Below are 21,475 nucleotides of genomic sequence, written 5' to 3' on the forward strand. Positions count from 1 at the left end.
AGTTTTGATGGACAATTAATCAGCCTGTATGATCTTCTGGGGGACTGGGGCTAAGTCCCCCATGCTCCAATCTTCTGATAGACTAAGCTCAAATATTGATCGTTAACCGTGATTTTCAGTTAAATTAGAAATTATGGGAAATAAGTTTCCCTGTACAGACTTGCCTTAGTGCATCTCTAACCCACCAACGAATTTGGGGGCTGGAGTCCTGGGATTTTCGGTCAACAGCTTGCGGTTCTATATATGTTGTTAAATAAAAAAGATACATCGATAGTGACCTTAACGTTATTGTTATCAATAGCGACGAGTCCTATGGCCTGGGCGACCTCTCGGTGGAACTCCAACTCTAGCGTCAATTCTTCTGCGCTTTCAGAGTCGTCCTGGTTGTCTCCCGCACAGGTTAGGAGTATTAATACTGTTCCCCAGGTAGGGAAGTTGGAGCCCAAACCTGGATCAGATTCTGGGTTAGGGTTTAATTCTCAACAACAGATCCTCTTGAGCCAGATTGATTCGCGTTCACTCCAAGCTAACACGAACAATGATAGCCTAGTGGGGCAATCTTCCCAAATACAGCCGACAACAGTTCCCGCAACGGAAATCCCGATTTGGTTGTGGTGGTTACTCCCTGTGATCCCGTTTTTGGGTTTATGGGTTAATTTACAATTCAAAGCTCAACGTTCTAAGTCCCCAGTCAAAAAACAAGAAGACCCTATTTCTGTTCCCTTATCTACAAAACCCGATGTCACCGGGGCGCAACCTCAGAAAAATTCTGCTCAACTGGATTTTAACAGTTTGACAGAACCTCTGAAAAATCCATTTTCTCCTAATATTAATCGTCAGTTTATAGAACCTTTAAAAACACCATTTTCTCCAGCAGTTACTACTGTTTCTCTCCCTCGTACTATTATTCAAAAACGGCATCAGACAGAAACGGTTCAATTAGAAAATAATCTACAACCCCAAGGATTGTCTATTAGTTTAATGCCATCGGAGGTGGATAATTTAGATTCTGCCTTATTTGAAAATCAGGTTGAAATCCAACCAGAAGGAGAATTTTTTATCCCAGCCAAGTCTCCTGAGCCGGAATTTTATCCCGTTGAAAATGGAGAAATTGAGGAAGTTTCGGAAGTCGTATTAATCAAGGACATTGATCCGAATGAAGCTGAAGCTGTAATTGCAGAATTTTTGACGACAAAAACACAAATTGAGAATATATCGGTTTCAGAAATAGTAGAATCCGAACCTGAGATTCAAAATGAATCTATTATTTTGAAACCGGATATTACAGAAACAGAATCAACAGTTGTTACGGTTGATGATGAATTAACGGAACCGGAAATATCAGTTTCAGAAATAGTAGAACCTGAGCCTAAGATTCATTCTGAATCTATTATTTTGGAATCGAATGGTACAGAAACAGAATCAACAGTTGCTACGGTTGATGATGAATTAACGGAACCGGAAATATTAGTTTCAGAAATAGTAGAATCTGAGTCTGAGATTCAAAATAAATCTATTATTTTGGAACCAGATATTACAGAAATAGAACCAACATTTGTTACGGTTGATGATGAATTAACGGAACCAGAAATATCGGTTTTAGGGATAGTAAAACCGGAAACCGAAGTAATAGAATTAGGAGTACCTCACCAAGAGGTTCGTTCAGAAACAGACGTAGCAGCTACTAAATTTAATGTAGGAAAGGAAATAAAATTTGAACCCTCCCTTGCGGATGTAGACCAGGGACTTCCACCATTACCCAATGGATATGGTCAAAGTCAGATTTTCCTATTACCCCGTGACCCAAATTGGGCCTATGCGTATTGGGATATTCCCAACGAACATAAAGAACATATCCGTCACCAAGGCGGAAAACACCTTCTCCTGCGGGTTTATGACGTCACTGCAATTGATCTCGATACCCAGCCGCCCTTGTCCACCCAGGAATATGAGTGTGATGAGATGGCTAGGGAATGGCATATTCCTATTCCCATGAGTGATCGAGATTATATTGCAGAATTGGGTTATTTAACCCTAGATGGGCGTTGGTTAGTCTTAGTCAGATCTAATCATATTCATATCCCCCCCATTTATCCGACGGACTGGGAAAACTATCAATTTATTAATATTCCTTGGGATGAAGACCTGAGAGGAAAAACCTTTTTCAAACTCTAACAATTCTACCAGATTAATTTTAGATATTAAACAGGCTGTTAGTGAAAACTGACAGCCTATTTAATGACTACCCTATTCACCGGATATTAACAAGATTGAAAAATGTTAGTCTTGGTTATGGAGAAAACAATACTTTTAAATCTTTGATAGTTGAGCTATATTGGAAACACAAAATACCCTGGTGTCTATGCCTAGCCATCCTTCAAATCAATTATCCTCTGAACCAGAAAAATATCTTCAAGAAAAACTAACGGGTTCCATCTGGATACAAAATAAGAAATACCCTTATTTATTTGAACCCAATGGCACTTGTGAGATATTAAACCATAGTCGTTCGGGTCATTACACCATCTCAACCGATGGGTGCTCTGTTTTGCTAAATTGGACAAACCCGGCTTTCACTGAAGAATTGTTTGTCCTAGCGGATGGAAGTTTTTTCTTGGGTGGGAGTGTGTTAGTTCCCAGTAATAAACCACGGAATCATTACTTTCCTTGCTATCCTATAGCTCAACCCGATCTAAATAACTATCAGTTTGAGATCGATACGGGTAAAATGCCTAATTATGGGAATATAATCCTAGATGGTCGCCAGGTAAGGTTAATTAAGAGTGGTTACGGCGGGAATCTTTTGTCTGACGAACTGCGTGAGTTTGATTCCGAAGAAGCAGCCGAAGAATACTACCATTCCACTATTCGTGGTGAAGACCCCTACTATGCGCCCGGTCATATCAACGAACCCATTTACCTAGAATTGTCCGATGACAAGTCCCACAAATTCTATGAAGTCACGGTGAATGGATTAACTGTCACATTCGGCTATGGGCGCATTGGTACGACTGGACAAACCGAAAAAAGCACCTATGGCAGTCCGAGAAAAGCCCAGGCCGCTGCCCAGAAGAAAATCAATGAAAAGTTGAAAAAAGGCTATGTGTTATTCCCTAAAGGGAAGCCAAGCCGATCCAAATCTACTGAGGTACCTCTGCCTGCCCAAATGGTAAAAGAAAGTTCCAACGATGATTCTCCTAACTCTGATCTCGATATTACCCAATTTGTTCGTCCTGCTTGGAAGCCCATTGTAACGGAAGGGGATGGCGATCGCCTGGCTTCCAAGTTTTCCGGTCGTCCTTGGCTGGCAATAGATGAAACCTGGCCCGGTTGCCCCTGTTGTGCCGAACCCCTGCAACTGTTTGTTCAACTGAATTTGAGTCAATTGCCAGAACCTGTCCGTGAGGAGTTTGGTACAGGTCTGTTGCAAATGTTCCACTGTATGTCTGATAAGTGTGGGTTCGAGGTAGAAGAAGGAACAATTTATTATGGTAGAGTTCCATTCTTAATTAAAAATATCAAAATTCGTCTGGTACAGCCCGTGGGTATGGGATCAACCCCACCCCTACCCCAAATCGGTGGAGAAGATTATGGAACTTATTTGCCAGCCAAGACCATCACCGAGTGGCTAGAAATTGAAGACTATCCCGACCCTGATGAATTGGTGGCCCTGGTAAGCGGCTGGGAGCGGTTAGGGGAAAATGACTTGTGGGATGCAGTGGTGGAGCGTTTAGGTCTGGATGATTTGGATGACTACGATCAGCTATACCCCACCGATGAGAGCGATAAGCTGGGGGGCTACCCGCGCTGGGTTCAGGGTTTGGAGTGTCCAGGCTGTCCCGTTTGTCAGGCTCCGATGCGGCAAGTATTTCAACTAGCTTCGGAGCAAAATCTTAACTATGCGTTTGGTGATCTGGGAATTGCCCATATTCTGCAATGCAAAACCCATAAAGATCAGTTTGCCTTTGTTTGGGCTTGTGGCTAAATCTATTTATTTGGTTTAGATTCTGATTTTGATTATAATTCTTAATGCCAATTGCAATAAAGCTCATGAAAAAATATATTTCTCGTCTGTTAGCTCTAGTTCTTGTGGCTGCCATTACTTTAGTCGGATGCAGTGGGAGTCCTTCGGGAATGTTAACAGGCAATTATTCTAAAGATACTTTAGCCGTTGTCGATAGCTTGAGAACCGCAATTCTTTTACCTGAAGATGCACCCGAGAAAGCCGAAGCCCAAGGTCAAGCCAGGGAAGTCATTAACGAATTTATTGCTCGTTACCGTCGGGATAATTCTGTCACCACCCTGAGTTCCTTTACCACCATGCGTACAGCCCTCAACGCCCTAGCAGGTCATTATAGTTCCTATCCCAACCGTCCTATCCCGGATAAATTAAAAGAACGTTTGGAACAGGAATTTAAACAAGTGGAAGTCGCCGTGAGTCGAGGAGCGTAATCAGTTACCAGTTATCAGTCATCAGTTAACAGTTATTAGTTATTAGTGTAGAGACGTGCCACGGCGCGTCTATATTATTGAGCATTAATCTGCCTAACAGCCTAATCACTTAAATCACCGATAAACTCGCCCGCATCCATTATCAGTGTGTTTCCCTACTGATTTTGTTTGGAACGTTGTGAATACTTGAAAATGTAGTAAAGTCAAATAAAATTTTATGTCAAATTTAATGATTCAGCAACGCCGTTTTTCCGGGTTATTATTAAATTTTTTGATCACCCTTTCCTTGAATCCTTTTTTATTAATTTCTGTAGCTAATTCTCAAACCCTGGCTCAGTGCAAATTATCTCCACAAGCGATCGCCCAGAAAGAAAGTTTACGACAGGCTGTATTAACGGGAAATTCCGAAGCTGTTAAAAACTATAATACTATTCTAACTCAACACGCGCAACAAGTCAATCAATGTCGTCAACAAATTAATCCTAAAAATCAAGCGATTTGGTTAAGATTATATCCCTGTGATACGAGAACCGGAGAAATTGATCGGATTTTAGATAATATTATTAATAAAGGCTATAACAAGGTTTATTTAGAAGTCTTTTATGATGGTCAAGTGTTGTTACCTTCTGGGAAAAATCCCACCGCCTGGCCAGCAGCTATCCGCACACCTGGAACAGAAAACCAAGATTTATTAGCAGAAACTATCCAAAAAGGCAGACAAAGAGGCTTAAAAGTATATGCTTGGATGTTTATGTTAAATTATGGCTATACTTACACCTTAAAACCTGACCGAACATCAGTTTTAGCGATAAATGGGAAGGGAGAAACCACCACAACGGCAGTTTTAGACCAAACCAAAATAGACGAATATGGGGAAAGTTTTGTGAATCAAGGGTTTGTTGACCCCTATCATCCCATAGCTAGACAAGATTATTTAACCTTATTAAATGCCGTCTTACAACGTCATCCTAATGGAGTTTTATTTGACTATGTTCGCTATCCCAAAGGGTTAGGAGCAGATTCGGTTGCCTCCAAAGTCAAAGACCTATGGATTTATGGAGAATATTCTCAACAGGCATTTTTAAATCGAGCCAGTAGTCAGAAAGGACGAGACTTGATGCAGCGATTTTTACAGCAAGGATTTATTACAGAAATTGATGTTAAAACCGTGAATGAAAAGCATCCTAATGAAAAGGATAAACCCTATTGGCCCGATGAAAAAGAGTGGAAAACCTTAGCCTCTATTCCCAAGATGGGAGAAACCTTACAGCTACAATTATGGCGGCTAAGTGTTGCCCATGCTAGACAGGGAGTTTTGGATTTTTTAACAATAGCAAGTCAACCCGTACAAAGTCAAGGAATTCCCGCCGGGGCGGTATTTTTTCCCGAAGGAAATCGCCGAATTGGGCAGATGGGATTTGACTCTCGAATGCAGCCTTGGGATCAATTTTCGCCCTCCATAGAATGGCATCCCATGTCCTATGCTGTCTGTGGTCAAGTCAACTGTATTACGGCTCAAGTGCAGCAAGTTGTAACTCAAGCTCCCCCAGGAACTCAAATTATCCCAGCCTTAGCGGGAGACTGGGGAAAATCGATCAAAAATCGCCCTTCTTTACAACAGCAAATGGCTGATATTTACGCCACAATTCCTCAAATTAATGCCTTTAGTCATTATGGTTATGATTGGCAAGATTCTGAAGAAACCCGAGAACGAAAATTTTGTAAACGTTAATAGTTATTAACTACAAAAAATCTCGAGATTTTTGAGTATAAAATCACTCATCCCTATGGGATTAACCTTAGCTGTGGTTCAGATTTGAACAATGACGCTATAATTGTTTCATCAATTGGAGTTAATTTTATGAAAAGTGCAGAACCTCAAGCTGGTTTAACCAGTATTTTTTTGGGAATTGCCTTAGCCGTATTAGCATTAATTTCGGTCAATTCTTTTGTGATTATTAACCCAGGTCAAGCGGGGGTGTTGAGTATTTTAGGAAAAGCTCAAGATGGGGTATTATTAGAAGGCATTCATTTCAAACCCCCTCTGGTTTCTGCGGTTGATATTTATGATTTGACGGTACAGAAATTTGAAGTTCCGGCTCAAAGTTCTACCAAAGATTTACAACAATTATCGGCAAGTTTTGCCATTAACTTTAGGCTTGACCCGATACAAGTAGTCAGAATTAGACGAGAACAGGGCACTTTACAAAATGTTGTTTCTAAAGTTGTGGCTCCCCAAACCCAAGAATGTTTTAAAATTGCAGCAGCAAAACGAACCATTGAAGAAGCTATTACTCAACGAGAATTATTAAAATCAGACTTTGATGAAGCTTTGAATGAACGATTAGATAAATATGGGATTATTGTATTAGATACCAGTGTGGTTGATTTAGCATTTTCTCCTGAATTTGCCAAAGCCGTTGAAGAAAAACAAATTGCCGAACAACGAGCCAGACGGGCAGTTTATATTGCTAAAGAAGCGGAACAACAAGCTCAAACTGACATTAACCGAGCCAAAGGAACGGCGGAAGCTCAACGTTTATTAGCAGAAACTTTGAAAGCAACCGGAGGACAATTAGTCCTGCAAAAAGAAGCTATTGAAGCTTGGAAACAGGGAGGTTCTCAAATGCCAAGAGTGTTAATTATGAATGGGGATAATAAAAGCATGATTCCCTTCTTATTTAATTTAGGGAATGCTTCAGAAATGAGTTATGAATAAACACAATTCCTGAATAATTAGAGGGTTTATAGCGGCAAAAATTACTAAACCCTCTAATTATTTAGCACCATAAGCAATACAAGCTAGAATATCTTCTCGTTCTATTCCAGGGTATTCTTCTAAAAGGTATTCAATGGTGACTCCACTGGCTAAAAAATCTAAGATTAGAGACACTCAAATGCGATGACCCCGAATACAGGGTTTACCAAAACAAATATTAGGGTCAATAGAAATTCGAGACAGTAAATCTGCTGGCATCATACTTTACCTATTGTCATTGGTGTAAGATCGACTATTTCATAGTATAATTATACTAGATTCCTGTGAATTAATTGCTTCGGCTACGATTATCTATTTTTAATCTCTTAACACTTATGTCTATTTTTACCTTACAATCCGTTAAAAAAGAATTTGGAACCAAAGAAATTCTCCGAGATGCTAACTTTAGTTTAGATGCCACAGATAAAGTCGGTTTAATTGGAACCAATGGCTCAGGAAAATCCACTTTATTAAAAATGATTGCGGGACAGGAATCAATTGATGAAGGGCAACTTTGGGTTAATCCCAGGGCAAAAGTTATCTATTTACCCCAACAACCGAATTTAGATGAAAACCTCACGGTTTTAGAACAAATTTTTGCCGATAGTGGCGAACAAATGCACCTAATTCAAGAGTATGAAGACCTATCTCATAAATTAGCAAAACATCCCGAAGATTCCCAACTGTTAACCCGATTTTCCCAAGTCATGCAACGCATGGATGCCACCAATGCTTGGGAGTTGGAAAACACAGCTAAAATTATTTTAACTAAATTAGGAATAGAAGATTTTGATACTCCGATTCGCCAGTTATCAGGGGGATATCGCAAACGCATTGCTTTAGCAACGGCGTTATTAGTAGAACCGGATGTTTTATTAATGGATGAACCCACAAACCATTTAGATGCGGCTTCGGTGGAATGGTTACAGGATTATTTGAAAAATTATCGTGGGGCTCTATTATTAATTACCCACGACCGCTACTTTTTAGACCAAGTAACTAATCGAATTTTAGAACTAGACCGGGGGGATTTATTTACCCATGCAGGAAATTATTCTTATTTTTTAGAAAAGAAAGCCGAAGCCGAGGATATTGCTGTTAGTCAACAACGCAAACATCGGGGGGTTTTGCGTCGAGAATTAGAATGGTTAAGACGGGGGCCAAAGGCTAGGAGTACCAAGCAAAAAGCACGGATTCAAAGGGTTGAAGGGCTGCAAGACATGGAATTTAAACAAGTCCAGGGGAAAGTTGAAATTTCCACGCCCGGTCGTCGTATCGGTAAAAAAGTGATTGAATTAAACCATGTTTCTAAATCCTATGATAATCGCCCTTTAATTCAAGATTTTACCTATAGTTTTAATCCCGATGACCGTTTAGGAATTATTGGGGGAAATGGGGTCGGAAAATCAACTTTATTAGATATGATTACAGGGCGAATCCAACCGGATGAGGGCATAGTAGAAATTGGGTCAACCATTCATATCGGTTATTTTGACCAACATTCGGAGGATTTGTTGGCGGCGATGAACGAAAATCAGCGCGTGATTGATTACTTAAAAGAAGTCGCAGAATATGTAAAAACCGCCGATGGAACCCAAATTACAGCCTCGCAAATGTTGGAACGGTTTTTGTTTCCACCGAATCAACAATATTCTCCCTTAAACAAACTTTCTGGGGGGGAAAAACGACGATTATTTTTATTACGGGTGTTAATGAGCGCGCCCAATGTGTTGATTTTAGATGAACCGACTAATGATTTAGATGTCCAAACATTATCGGTTTTAGAAGATTATTTAGAGGATTTTAATGGTTGTGTCATTGTGGTTTCCCATGACCGCTATTTTTTAGACCGAACTGTTGAAACTATTTTTTCCTTTGAATCTGGGGGAACTTTACGACAATATCCAGGGAATTATTCGGTTTATTTAGATTACAAAAAAGCCGAGGAATTAGAGCTAAGTCGTCAAGGGGTAAAGGTCGAAGAAAAAATCCTATCTGGGGTTGCAGACGGGGACAAATCCCAACGCTATTCTTGGGATAAAAGTGGACAGCGTAAATTATCTTCTAAGGAAAAGCGAGAATATGAAAAGTTAGAGACAAAAATTGCTGAATTAGAAGCGAAAAAAATAGACTTAGAAAAACAACTCTATCAAGCTCCTCCGGGGGCTGTTTCTAAGGTTCAAGACCTGCATCAACAGGTGGAAAATATTATCCTAGAAATTGATAATGCCACGGAAAGATGGTTAGAATTAGCGGAAATTGCGGCTTCTAATTAATGATCAATTGATAATTGATAATTGATAATTGATAGTTATTTTTTTTCGAGGTTTAAAACCTTTCCTGTTAAGGGGAAAAGAGCAATAAAATCTGCTTTCTCAATCCTCTTTTTTTCCGGGAGAGGTAGTTGTCAATTGTCCATTATTGAAATCCGGTGGAATTTCAACTGAACGCAAAAACGTCGCACTTTCTTCGGGTAAAGCCGTATTAATATACATCCCACTGCCTAATTCAAATCCGGCGGATAGGGAAACCCGAGGAATTAAGGCAATATACCAATGGGAATAATCCGTGCGTTGTTCGGCGGTAGGAATAGAACGAATTGTATAATTATAATCGGGATTATTTAACCCATAGTAAAGTTTAGCTAGAACATTTTTTAAGGTTTTAGCTAAATCCAAGATTTCCTCATTGGTAATTTCATCAAAAGAGGAACTATGACGACGGGGAAAAATCCAAGTATGAAAAGGAGAAAGGGCGGCATAGGGAATAAAAGCTACAAAATGTTCACTGGTAAAAATAATCCGTTCTTGGGCTTGTAATTCTTCCTTTAAGGTGCGACAAAAAAGACATTCTCCGGTATCATCATAATGGCGAATTGCTTCTCGCGCGCGGTCACGCCATTGATAGGGAACAAGGGGAATTGCAGCAATTTGAGAGTGAGGATGTTCTAAAGAAGTTCCCGCTCCTTGACCATGATTTTTAAAGATAATAATAGTTTCTACCCGAGCGTCTTGGCGAATTTCAATATACCTTCGGCGATAAACTCGAATAACATTTGCAATATCTGCGATTTCCATTAACGCCATTGTTAAATCATGGCGAGGGTGTTCAATAACAACTTCATGAAACCCAAACCCTGATAAGGCGTGAAAAATTCCCTCGCTTTCTCTGATTCTTTCACCTTGAGGAGATAGGGCGGGATATTTATTAGTAACCACCCGGACTCGCCAATCTAAATCATCGGATAACCGTAAGGTTTCTTGACCTCCTGTTAGCAATTCATTCCCTGGACAAAAGGGGCAATTAGAACGATACTGAGGGGTAGGAATTAGTTGGGTTTCAGTTTTGGTAAATTCATCGGGTCGTTTTGCCCTTTCAGTGGCAATAATTACCCAATCTCTTGTGATTAGATTCTGTCTAAGTTCAGTCATATAGGAGGGAACAGGGAATAGGGAATGGGGAATAGGGAATAGGGAATAGGGAATGGGGAATGGGGAATGGGGAATAGGGAATGGGGAATAGGGAATGGGGAATGGGGAATGGAGAAATAAAAATAATTGATTATTTTTTGTTGCTATTTAAACCTCTTTTTGTTCCTAGATAAACGGCAAAACTTCCTAACCAATGACTGCCACCATAGAAATTACCAGATACAGGATTTAACCCGACTTGGTGATGAAGATTTGCTACGCTTTTTAAAGCGGGTATGCGGTTATCTGTGGGTAATAAACCAGAGATTATCCCTTCTAACATCCACGCCCGACTCAAGTTTAACCCATCAAAATGAGATTGTCCGTAATCTTCAGGATTATTAATAATAATCGGAGAAAACCAATCGGTTTCTAATTTTTGGGAAAGTTCGGGTAAAAAAATAGTTAACCATTCTCCAAATTCTAAAGCCGGGAGAACCCGACGCATTAAATCGGCTTCTGCTAGACTAGGAGAGAGAAAATCATCCCCCAATGGTTCACAGTGAAGGGAATAATTGTAATCATGGTAATAGAATTTTTGGATTTTATGTGCAACTAATTCTAATAATGGTTGATGGTGGGTAAGGGTTGCCCAATCCCAAATTAATCCCAAGGCAAAAGCTGTTTGATTGTGTAATCCGGTGCGGTTGGGATAGGATAAATTTAATAACCAGTTGTGAATATTATTAATAATAACGGTTTCTAAAGGTTGTAAATATTCTAATAAGAGTTGACTCTGTTCGTCTTGCCATTCAGTCAGTTCTGCCATTAATTGTAAAAACCAAGCTAACCCATAGGGACATTCAAATCGGGGCTGAGATTGTAAAAAATTAGCCTCGATTTTAATATGTTCCGGGGTGAGATTTTGGGTTAAAACTTCTCGAGCAGAGGAGACAAAATCTGCCTCGGGAAAATATCTAATTAACCGAGTTAACATCCAATGGTTATGCACCGCCGAATGCCAATCTAAACAGCCATAAAAGGCGGGATTAAGTTGTCGATGGGGAATCAAATCTCGGGAACTTTCTAACCAATAATATTGAACATGAGGATACTCTTGTACAACACATTGTAAGCCAAATTCAGCAAATCGACTGGCTAAGTTGACCGCAAATATTTCTGATTCTAAATTCACGATTTTTTAGGTTAATTTATGCTATTATAAAATTACTAGGTTAAGTTATCATACTTTTTTGTTGCGCTCGTTGTTGCGCTCGTTGTTGCGCTTCAGCGCACTCCTAACAAATATAGCATTATTTCGGACTAACTGAAGGTCTAGGAGTCGGTTGAGGTGTAGGAGGTGTAGGAGGTGTTTGGGGAATTTCCGGGGGAAGTTTCCACTCCTCCAGAGGACGATTAATAGTAGATAAAATATCTTTAGAAATCACTAAAATACTGACTTCTTTTCCAGAAGATTGAGGGGAATCAATTTGAGCATATAAAGAATCTCCGCGAAAATCAATGTTTCCTAAATTTAATCTATGGATGGTATTATTTTTAAGTTTAATTTCTATTTTATCCGTTACGGTATCTAACCCATAATCCTTAATTTTTTCAGCAGAAACCGTTAACTTCTGAATCCCTGAGTTAACATCCGAGGGATTACTTTGATTTTTAAACAGTTCCCTGAGTAGGTAATCTACCGAAGCAGGATTAGCTAAAAATTGTATTGGGGCTGTAATTTTCCAAGGAGATTTTTTCAACTCATCGGCGTTAGTAACCCGTTCCAAGGTAAGTGTTTGTTGAGGATTTGTAATAGTAAAAGATTGAATTTCATCCTTGGGAAAAGAAAAAATTTGTTGTTGTTTAGCTTGAATTTCTTGCTGTTGAGTTTTCCCCTGAATTTCAAATACATAAACAACCCCGGTCAAACCCAAGGCTAAACCCATTAAAATTAATGTTGAACGTTGAAATTTCATTAGTTAGCAGTCATTATTTGTCACTTACCCATTATCAGTTGTAGGGGCGGGTTCATCAAGATTTAAGTAATTAACAAAGATCTAAAAGAACCCGCCCGTACCAGTAAACAATTATCAGTTACCAGAAATATTAACTCTTACACTGATAACTGTTTACTGATAACTGATTACTCCGTAGGTGTAGGATCAAAACGCTCAAGTTTAGCACCCAATTGTCGGAGTTTAGCTTCCAATTGTTCATAACCCCGATCCAAATGTTTTAATCCTTGAATCGTCGTTTCTCCTTCGGCGGCTAAGGCTGCTAGAACTAAGGCAGCAGAAGCGCGTAAATCCGTCGCTGTCACCGGAGCACCCGAAAGCAAAGGAACACCGCGGACTAAAACCGTATTCCCTTTGACCCGAATATCAGCACCCATGCGACTGAGTTCAGGAACATGACCAAAACGATTTTCAAATACCGTTTCACTGATCAAACTATTGCCCTGACACAGCGTTAACAGAGCCATAAAAGGGGCTTGCATATCCGTGGGGAAGCCTGGATAGGGTAGGGTCTCAATATCCGTCGCCTTTAGCTGTTCTCCAGCCAGAATACTTAAATGGTTTAGCCCTTCCATGCGGATTTTGACACCCATGGCTTTAAGTTTAGCCAGTACAGGAGTTAAATGTCCTGGAATAATGGGGGATAGGTTGATTTCAGAACCTGTAATCGCCCCAGCTATTAAAAAAGTTCCGGCTTCTATTCGGTCAGGAATAATCGAATAATCCGCAGAATGTAGACTCGGAACCCCAGAAATGATAATAGTTTTACTGCCAGCCCCATGAATTCTAGCTCCCATCGCCCGGCAGAAATTCGCTAAATCGATGACTTCCGGTTCTTGAGCCGCATTTTCAATGATGGTTTCCCCATCCGCTAGGGTGGCGGCCATCATCAAAGTTTCCGTCGCCCCAACACTGGGATAGTCCAAATAGATGCGAGCGCCCTTGAGCCGACGGTTAGCCCCGACCACATGGGCATGAACAATGCCATGCTCGATGTGTACTTCCGCACCCAGGGCTTGAAGTCCACGAACATGAAGATCTACAGGTCTAGCTCCAATGGCACATCCCCCAGGCAAGGGAACCCTGGCTACCCCTAAACGAGCCAATATTGGCCCAATGGCAAAGAAACTCGCCCGTAGTTGGCTCACCAGTTCATAGGGAGCTTGTGATTCTGATAACTCACCCGCCTTAATATCGATGATGTCACCCTGGCGGTCAATTTGGACACCCAGAGTCATGAGGATCTCACTCATGCTATTCACATCGGCTAAAGAGGGAACATTCCGTAGCCGACAATCTTCGGAACAGAGTAATGCACCCGCCATTAGGACTAAAGCAGAATTCTTAGCTCCGCTAATCGGAACATGACCTCGCAGGGGTTGACGTCCCCAAATTTTGAGGCTGGACTGGTTAGCGTGGGACGCAGTTGAAACATTCGATGAACGTATAGCTAGTGTAATGGGTCTATCCTCCAAAAATGAATTGTACGTTTACTTTACTTAGATTTTTTGTTCTGATTCTACCGAAAAGATTCTAAATGTCTAGGGGTTAGACAAATTTTATGTCCCTGATAAACCCGCAATCAGGCATGGGGAGGGTTTTATAGGAATATCATTCTTGGTATACCAAAAGTCTTATCGATCTTTAAATCCAGTGTAAAAATCTAATCAACACTTACGAGAAATCAGAATTTATGGAAATCGGTATTCCCAAAGAAATCAAGGATCAGGAATTTAGGGTGGGCTTGAATCCTGATAGTGTCAGGGTTTGCACGGAAAAAGGCCATCAAGTTTTTGTAGAAACAAGTGCCGGGGAGGGTTCAGGGTTCAGCGATCGCGATTATACACGAGCCGGAGCCACAATCGTTAATTCTGCGATCGATGCCTGGGGTCGGGAACTTGTAGTTAAGGTCAAAGAACCTTTACCCGCCGAATATGGGTTAATTCAAAAAAATCAACTGTTGTTTACTTACCTACATCTAGCTGCTGATCGGGAACTCACCGAGGAATTAATTAAAAGTGGTGTCCATGGAATTGCTTATGAAACCGTAGAACTTCCCGATGGCCGATTACCGTTATTAACTCCCATGAGTATCATCGCCGGACGTTTATCTATTCAGTTTGGCTCCCGTTATTTAGAACGACAACAGGGAGGTAGAGGAGTTCTTTTAGCCGGAATTCCCGGGGTAAAAGCCGGAAAAGTCGTGATTTTAGGCGGGGGTGTAGTCGGGACTGAAGCGGCGAGAATTGCCATCGGAATGGGGGCACAGGTTCAAATTTTAGATGTGAATTTGGATCGGTTAGCTTATTTAGAAACGGTGTTTGGTTCGAGTGTGGAATTACTCTATAGTCATCCCTCTCAAATTGAAGAAAGCGTTCCTGAAGCTGACTTATTAATTGGTGCGGTTTTAATCCTCGGAAAACGCGCTCCTAAATTAGTTTCTCGTAATTTAGTTGCCCAAATGCGCCCCGGTTCTGTGATTGTGGATGTAGCGGTGGATCAAGGGGGATGTATTGAAACCCTACGTCCGACCTCCCACACCTATCCCACCTATATTCAAGAGGGTGTTGTTCATTATGGGGTTCCTAATATGCCCGGAGCCGTACCTTGGACAGCAACCCAAGCCCTAAATAATAGTACCTTACCCTACGTTATTCAGTTAGCTGATAAAGGACTCAAGGCCTTAGAATTAAATCCGGTTTTAGCCAAGGGATTAAATGTGGAAAATCATCATTTAGTCCATCCGGCTGTGCGGGAAGTTTTTCCTGATTTAGTTTAATTCCTATTCTGGGCGAGGAGACCTCGCCCCTACAACCCGACTTGTTTTAAAACCGTTAAGGGATGATAGGATTTCAGGTTTTGAAGTTGTTCTGAATTTTTAACTAATAACGCCCCGGCAAATCCTAAAGAATTAATCGAAATTCCCTCAAATTTTTCTTGAGATCGAGGAACAATCATCATCCAATTTCGAGTCGCTAATAAATTATAAGCCCCGGATTGAAAGGGCTGATCTCCAACGGATAAGCCCACTTTTTCTAATAACTCAAAATATAATTCTAAAGTAAAAATTGCGGCGGCGGTCGGTTGATTAATCCAGTCAGAATTAAAGGAAGCGATCGCATGAACAAAAGGAAATTCAGGAATTATACCAATAGAATTATTAAACTGTACAGAAGCGATCGCAGGTTCAATCGGAAGATTAATCCCCTCTGGAACTAATGGAAAGGGAACTAATTGTAAATGTTTATGCCGCTGACTCGCCCCGGCTAATTTTCCCCCATTATAAAAAACTAAACCGTCAATTTCTGCTAAACCCAGCCACATCGCCTCAAAATCCGATGAAGTAAGCCAGGTTTCCTGTTCTTCAAATTGTCGGGTAACGATTAATAAATGATGATCAACAACATTAAATTTATTCAGTAAACATAAATGAGTTTCTGATAAATCGCCAACAAATAAATCCTGTTCATAGGGCAGAAACGGATTAAATTCTTGACCGGATTTAGCTAATTTTTTTTGCTGTTTTTTCTTGGCTTTCTGTTTTTTTGCTAAGTTAGACAGAACTCTCACCAAAAAGCGAATATTTCCCGCCTCTATAAAATTATAATCCGTGGGAATTGATGCCAATGCACCACAATTGATCGCATATTCGGTTTGAGTAATTATTCGTTGCCATAATGTACCCGACGGTAACATCAAGTTTGCAGGTGTTGTACTGATCATTTGAACAATAGCTATGATTTAATAGTTTTAAAAATTCAGAGGATTTAAGGGTTTAGGAATGAGGGTAACTTTAGTTTTAGGTTTCCAGTCATATTCCATATATTTGGCCGTTTTTAAAGCCTTACTATCCCCTAAAAGTTTGGCTACAACATAAAGAGACATATCAATTCCCGCCGAAATTCCCGCCGCCGTAATAATTTTTCCATTATCAACAAATCGTTGATTATCAACAACCGTGGTTTGGGGTGCCATCGCCTGTAATTGATCTAAAGCCAGATGATGAGTTGTTGCCACTAAACCATCTAATAAACCCACTTTTGCTAAGAGTAAAGACCCCGTACAAACTGATAAAATTAATTCAGCATGATAGCCTTTAGATTGAATCCAGGCTAGAATTTGCAGTTGATTCAGAGCCTCTCTAGTCCCAATCCCCCCGGGAATAATAATAATATCAGGGGGAGGACTATCTAATAGGGTACAATCGGGATTAAAACTTAAACCATAATGGCATTGAACCGCATTTAAAGTTTCCGCCACTAGGAACACATTAAAAGGTTTATCCTCATTAATTTCTGATGTAATAGAAAATACCTCAAAAGGGCCAATAAAATCCAGCAGTTGAACCCCATTAAAAATTAAAATAGCAACATTTGTTTGAGTCATGGGTCAGTAATCCTAAAAAAAAGGGATAAAAGATTAAAATATGTTAAAAAAGTGTCTGAGGCTCCAAAATATTGTTCTGGTTATTTTGATCACTCTAGCAATTGTACTGGGTTGGAATCATTTAACTTTAGCACAAGGCTCTACCACTCAGCTTGAATATCGGATGAGTCGATTAGAAGCACAGGTATCTCAACTCATTGGACAGATTAATAGTCTGCAATATCAAACGTCAGGTACAACAGTAATCCAGGTTAAACCCGATCCCACAAATCCTGCTCCCGAACTCAAAAATCCTTTGATGTCCGGCGATCCCATGTTTGATCGGTTAGCAACATTAGCGATTGAAACCAAACAAGATGTCCAAGAACTTCAGAAACAAATGGCGGAGTTAAAAGCACAATTAGAAACTCAATAATTTAGGGTTAAAATTAGTCATCTAATCAGGCCCAAAAAATAGGTGCTGCCATGATCTGAGGAGTTAAAGATGTTCTCCTCATCTTAGAAGATTGATCAGAAGCAGCACAGTGTTTAAAAATTGATGATGTTTAAACTATACAATGATGCCGAAATAGTAAGCGGCAACTAAAAAGTTAATTCCTAACAGAAGAATTGCCCAAAATGCACGAAAGGTATAAGAGCCGCTGGATTTTTGAGTTTTGCTAGCCATATTTGGTTCCTAAATACAATGATCCAATTAAACCACAGAAGCAACTGAATCGGGATCGGACTCTCCAGCATGATAGGAACTCCGAACTAATGGCCCAGAGCGGACATGAGCAAACCCGATTTTGGTCGCGATCGCTCCCAAACGCTCAAATTCCTCCGGTGTCCAATATTTCCGCACGGGCAGATGTTCCAGGGACGGACGCATATATTGACCCAGGGTAATTCGGTCGCATCCGGCTTCGCGTAAATCTTCTAGGGTTTGAATAATTTCGGCTTCGGTTTCTCCGTGTCCCAACATGAGGCCGGATTTTGTAGGAATGCCGGGATTAAGTTGTTTCACAATTCTTAATACATCTAACGATCTCCCATACTTAGCCCCCCTTCTCACGGGTGCTTGTAGCCTTTGGACTGTTTCGACATTATGGTTATAACAGGCGGGTTCTGCTTGAACTACGGTGGCAATCCGTTGATATTGGAGTTCTTGGGGATTACCGCCCCCTTGCCCGCCCCAAAAATCCGCCGTTAGGACTTCGATCTGGGTTTCGGGGTTAAGTTCTCGAATTCTGTCCATCGTCGCCACAAACCAGCCCGCCCCCCCATCGGCTAAATCATCCCGGGCCACGGAAGTTAAAACCACATAGCCTAACCCTAAAATTTGTACGGCTTCGGCTACTTTTTGAGGTTCTTCGGGATCAAGGGGCATCGGTGCATGGCCCTTATCCACCTGACAAAAGCCACAGGAGCGGGTACAAGTCGGCCCCATTAATAAAAAAGTTGCGGTTTTCTGGGCATAACATTCCCCCCGGTTGGGACAACGACCTTCTTCACAAATAGTATGAATTTGACGCTGTTTGATAATCCGTTGTACGGAGGATAATTCACTGGCTTTACCGATGGGACGACGTAACCAATCAGGTATTGGTTGAATCACATTTTGATCCCGATCACGATAGGATGGTGCTGGGGCTGAATCAGCGACAGACGACATATTCAAGTTCCGTTGCTATTTTGGCTTCTTCTCAGATTAATCTAGTTATGTATTCTAAAGATGCAGGTATTTTTAATCATTGGGTGACTTTAACCCAATATAATAATAGTTAACGCATCATTATCATTATGGGAGTTCGTTGTGACAGGTCGGAAAATACTGGTTATTGATGATAGTAAAGTCATTAGAGTTCGAGTGCGAGAAATGTTACCCCCTGGTAACTTTGAGGTATTAGAAGCCAAAGATGGCAAAGAAGGTCTCGAATTCGTGCAAAAAGAACACCCCAATTTAATTATGCTGGATTTCCTCCTGCCTAAGTTAAGTGGCTGGGATGTATTTCAGCGAATTCAAGCGGATGAAACCTTGCGGCGGATTCCCCTTGTCCTGATGTCGGGACGGAAGGAAGAAGTCACGGAAAAAATTTCTGAACCCTTTCAATATTTTGAATTTATTGAAAAGCCCTTTGAGAAGAATCAACTGATTTCTGCGATTAAATTGGCTTTCCAAAAAGCTAATCTCCCCCGGCCACCCCTATCCACCCCTGGAACTCCTGCACCTACCCCTGCACCTGCTCCTCAAGCTGCTCCGGGTGGAGATGCAACGGATATTGCAGCAATTAAGGCTCAAATGGATAAAATGCAGGCAGAAATAACGGCTCTGAAAAAACAAGTGTTGCAACTGAAAACATTTATTCAGAAGAAATTACAATAGGGAAGTTGACAGTTAACTGTTGAGGGTTGACTGTTAACTATTGATTGGAAATTGAACAGAAATTATGATACTGGATGCTTCATTTTTGACACAATTAAACGCCGCCATGGATTCATTATTAAAACGAATGAATCTATTTTCCCAGGCTCGGGTTTTGGTGGTAGGGGATTTAACTTTAGATGAATTTTTGACGGGTCAAGTAGAACGTTTATCCCGTGAAGCTCCGGTATTAATTTTACGTCATGAACATACCCATCAAATTCCTGGGGGGGGTGCAAATGCGGTTTACAATTTGGCGAAATTAGGAGCATCGGTTAAGGTTGCTGGACTGGTGGGAAAGGATGATCAAGGAATTGCTCTTTGTGGAATTTTTGAACAGGCGGGAATTGATATTGGGGGAATTTTTATTGATCCTAACCGTCCCACGGTAACAAAAACTCGGATTTCGGGTCATGCGCGGCAATCTGTTACCCAACAAATTGTTAGGGTGGATCGCAAATCTGACGAATTACCCGATCTGGAATTACAGTTAAAATTAGCTGAATATATTCGTGAAAATATTGATACTGTAGATGCGGTGGTTTGTTCAGATTATGGGGATGGTGTCTTAACTCAAGCGGTAATTGAAGCCGCATTAAAAGCTCCTTTAACGATTGTTGATACTCAAAAGGATTTACACAGATTTGCGGGTGCAAGTTTATTTACTCCTAACCTGCCTGAAGCAGAAAAAGCCGTGGGATATTCGATTAAAAATCAGCCAACTTTACAACAGGCGGGACAGGATTTATTAAGATTAACTCAAGCGAGTTCCATGTTAATTACCCGGGGGGAGGAAGGAATGAGTTTATTTGAGGGAAATCAACAATTTCAAATCCCACCTTTTAATCGCACGGATGTTTTTGATGTGACCGGGGCTGGGGATACGGTGGTAGCGGCTTTAACCTTGGGTTTATGTACGGGTTCATCGTTGTGGGAAGCGGCGGTTTTAGGGAATTTAGCTGCTAGTTTAGTCGTGCGTCAATTTGGAACCGCAACAACAACAATTGAAGAAATGAAAGAGGCGTTGCGATCGCTTTTAAACCCAGAATAGGAAATTACGAATTACGAATAGGTAATTAACTGTTAACTGGTAAGGACGGGTTCTGTTAGATCTTTGTTAATCACTTAAATCTCGATGAACCCGCCCCTACAAATGATGACTGATTTCGGGTAAGGGCGGGTTCTGTTAGATCTTTGTTAATCACCTAAATCTCGATGAACCCGCCCCTACAACTGATTACTTGACAAATATTGATTTTAAGATAAAATTCTGGGGAACCGATATTTATAGGAAAGCGGATGTTAACCCAAGATCAACCTTTAACTGAAACAGCATTTCTGGCTAAACTTAACGAAATTATTGAAAGCAATCACCTACTCAAGCATCCCTTCTATCAAATGTGGACGGAAGGGAAACTGACATTAACCATGTTACAGGAGTATGCCCAAGAATATTATTTGCACGTTCATAACTTCCCCACTTATGTTAGTGCCACCCATGCAGCTTGTGATGATATCAATATTCGCAAAATGTTGTTAGAAAACCTGATTGAAGAAGAACGGGGTTCAGCCCATCATCCCGAATTATGGTTACGGTTTGCCGAAGGTTTAGGAGTAGAACGGAGTGCTGTTCTTGAGCGCCAACCGTTAAATAAAACCCAAGAATCTGTTCAAATTCTGAAAAAATTATCGCGTAGTGAAGAAGCAGAAAAAGGGTTAGCCGCACTGTACGCTTATGAATCCCAATTTCCTGAAGTTTCCACCACTAAAATTGCCGGATTAGAAGAATTTTATGGGATTGATGAAGAATCGGCTTTATCCTTCTTTAAAGTTCATGAAAAAGCCGATGAAATTCATAGTCAAATGACTCGCAAAGCCTTGTTACAACTGTGTCAAACCGCCGAACAACAACAAGCAGCATTAGACGCGACACAAAAAGCCGTTGATGCGTTTAATTTGCTCTTAGACGGTGTTTATGAAGAATATTGTCAGAACTAGAATTTTAGGCTGAATTTCGTTTGATTTTTCCTAAAAATATTACCCCTCT

At 40.7% G+C, this 21,475-nt stretch carries 19 protein-coding genes and 1 pseudogene; 11 read left to right on the top strand and 9 right to left on the bottom strand.

Features of this window, described 5'->3' with window-relative positions:
• Positions 1–549 precede the first annotated feature (549 nt).
• The 5 genes from PL11201_RS23395 to PL11201_RS23415 all read left to right on the top strand — a co-directional run bounded on the left by PL11201_RS23395 (position 550) and on the right by PL11201_RS23415 (position 7,171).
• Positions 550–2,175, top strand: coding sequence for a DUF4912 domain-containing protein (locus tag PL11201_RS23395; RefSeq protein WP_200816856.1), 1,626 nt, complete (start codon positions 550–552; stop codon positions 2,173–2,175).
• 187 nt (positions 2,176–2,362) lie between these two features.
• Positions 2,363–3,985, top strand: a complete 1,623-nt coding sequence (locus PL11201_RS23400; protein ID WP_200816857.1) for a WGR domain-containing protein — start codon at positions 2,363–2,365, stop codon at positions 3,983–3,985.
• 65 nt (positions 3,986–4,050) lie between these two features.
• The gene (gene psb27 / locus PL11201_RS23405; RefSeq protein ID WP_079681259.1) at positions 4,051–4,452 is read left to right on the top strand and encodes a photosystem II protein Psb27; all 402 of its coding nucleotides are present in this window, start codon (positions 4,051–4,053) and stop codon (positions 4,450–4,452) included.
• Between the two features lie 217 nt (positions 4,453–4,669).
• Positions 4,670–6,184: a family 10 glycosylhydrolase gene (locus PL11201_RS23410; protein ID WP_079681260.1), complete on the top strand. Its 1,515-nt coding sequence runs from the start codon at positions 4,670–4,672 to the stop codon at positions 6,182–6,184.
• A gap of 129 nt (positions 6,185–6,313) precedes the next feature.
• Positions 6,314–7,171, top strand: a complete 858-nt coding sequence (locus PL11201_RS23415) for a prohibitin family protein (protein WP_079681261.1) — start codon at positions 6,314–6,316, stop codon at positions 7,169–7,171.
• A gap of 57 nt (positions 7,172–7,228) precedes the next feature.
• On the opposite strand, the pseudogene PL11201_RS23420 reads toward PL11201_RS23415, so the two are convergent.
• A pseudogene (locus PL11201_RS23420) lies at positions 7,229–7,432 on the bottom strand (DUF433 domain-containing protein).
• A gap of 113 nt (positions 7,433–7,545) precedes the next feature.
• On the opposite strand from PL11201_RS23420, the gene PL11201_RS23425 reads away from it, so the two are divergent.
• Entirely contained in the window at positions 7,546–9,486 is a 1,941-nt protein-coding gene (locus PL11201_RS23425) for an ABC-F family ATP-binding cassette domain-containing protein (protein ID WP_079681262.1), read from the top strand.
• A 99-nt stretch (positions 9,487–9,585) separates the two neighbouring features.
• Here PL11201_RS23425 and galT read toward each other — a convergent pair whose 3' ends face one another.
• From galT to murA, 4 genes are all read right to left on the bottom strand, one after another.
• A complete protein-coding gene (gene galT / locus PL11201_RS23430; protein ID WP_079681263.1) occupies positions 9,586–10,641 on the bottom strand; it encodes a galactose-1-phosphate uridylyltransferase in 1,056 nt (351 codons plus the stop codon).
• Between the two features lie 130 nt (positions 10,642–10,771).
• The gene (locus tag PL11201_RS23435) at positions 10,772–11,815 is read right to left on the bottom strand and encodes a DUF2891 domain-containing protein (protein ID WP_079681264.1); all 1,044 of its coding nucleotides are present in this window, start codon (positions 11,813–11,815) and stop codon (positions 10,772–10,774) included.
• A gap of 118 nt (positions 11,816–11,933) precedes the next feature.
• Entirely contained in the window at positions 11,934–12,599 is a 666-nt protein-coding gene (locus tag PL11201_RS23440) for a DUF4340 domain-containing protein (protein ID WP_079681265.1), read from the bottom strand.
• A 167-nt stretch (positions 12,600–12,766) separates the two neighbouring features.
• Positions 12,767–14,113, bottom strand: coding sequence for a UDP-N-acetylglucosamine 1-carboxyvinyltransferase (gene murA, locus PL11201_RS23445; RefSeq protein ID WP_079681266.1), 1,347 nt, complete (start codon positions 14,111–14,113; stop codon positions 12,767–12,769).
• A gap of 218 nt (positions 14,114–14,331) precedes the next feature.
• Here murA and ald point away from each other — a divergent pair, with 218 nt between their 5' ends.
• Complete coding sequence (gene ald, locus PL11201_RS23450; protein WP_079681267.1) at positions 14,332–15,417, top strand: alanine dehydrogenase; 1,086 nt, start codon at positions 14,332–14,334, stop codon at positions 15,415–15,417.
• A gap of 29 nt (positions 15,418–15,446) precedes the next feature.
• On the opposite strand, the gene PL11201_RS23455 is transcribed toward ald, so the two are convergent.
• Entirely contained in the window at positions 15,447–16,334 is an 888-nt protein-coding gene (locus PL11201_RS23455) for an ATP adenylyltransferase family protein (RefSeq protein ID WP_200816869.1), read from the bottom strand.
• A gap of 54 nt (positions 16,335–16,388) precedes the next feature.
• Entirely contained in the window at positions 16,389–17,024 is a 636-nt protein-coding gene (locus PL11201_RS23460) for a DJ-1/PfpI family protein (RefSeq protein WP_079681269.1), read from the bottom strand.
• Between the two features lie 85 nt (positions 17,025–17,109).
• Between PL11201_RS23460 and PL11201_RS23465 the strand changes: the two genes are divergently transcribed.
• On the top strand, positions 17,110–17,439 hold the full coding sequence (locus PL11201_RS23465; RefSeq protein WP_144017875.1) for a hypothetical protein: 330 nt from the start codon (positions 17,110–17,112) through the stop codon (positions 17,437–17,439).
• Between the two features lie 135 nt (positions 17,440–17,574).
• Here the strand turns inward: PL11201_RS23465 and psaX are convergent, their stop codons facing one another.
• On the bottom strand, positions 17,575–17,691 hold the full coding sequence (gene psaX / locus PL11201_RS23470; protein ID WP_079681271.1) for a photosystem I protein PsaX: 117 nt from the start codon (positions 17,689–17,691) through the stop codon (positions 17,575–17,577).
• A 27-nt stretch (positions 17,692–17,718) separates the two neighbouring features.
• Positions 17,719–18,678: a lipoyl synthase gene (gene lipA / locus PL11201_RS23475; protein ID WP_079681272.1), complete on the bottom strand. Its 960-nt coding sequence runs from the start codon at positions 18,676–18,678 to the stop codon at positions 17,719–17,721.
• Between the two features lie 141 nt (positions 18,679–18,819).
• On the opposite strand from lipA, the gene PL11201_RS23480 reads away from it, so the two are divergent.
• From PL11201_RS23480 to PL11201_RS23490, 3 genes are all read left to right on the top strand, one after another.
• Positions 18,820–19,389: a response regulator gene (locus tag PL11201_RS23480; protein ID WP_079681273.1), complete on the top strand. Its 570-nt coding sequence runs from the start codon at positions 18,820–18,822 to the stop codon at positions 19,387–19,389.
• Positions 19,390–19,453: 64 nt separating this feature from the next.
• The gene (locus tag PL11201_RS23485; RefSeq protein ID WP_079681274.1) at positions 19,454–20,479 is read left to right on the top strand and encodes a bifunctional heptose 7-phosphate kinase/heptose 1-phosphate adenyltransferase; all 1,026 of its coding nucleotides are present in this window, start codon (positions 19,454–19,456) and stop codon (positions 20,477–20,479) included.
• A gap of 248 nt (positions 20,480–20,727) precedes the next feature.
• Positions 20,728–21,426 carry a CADD family putative folate metabolism protein gene (locus tag PL11201_RS23490; RefSeq protein ID WP_079681275.1) on the top strand — a complete coding sequence of 233 codons (699 nt, stop codon included), beginning with the start codon at positions 20,728–20,730 and terminating at the stop codon, positions 21,424–21,426.
• Positions 21,427–21,475 lie beyond the last annotated feature (49 nt).

Source organism: Planktothrix sp. PCC 11201, assembly GCF_900009135.1.
Lineage (GTDB): Bacteria > Cyanobacteriota > Cyanobacteriia > Cyanobacteriales > Microcoleaceae > Planktothrix.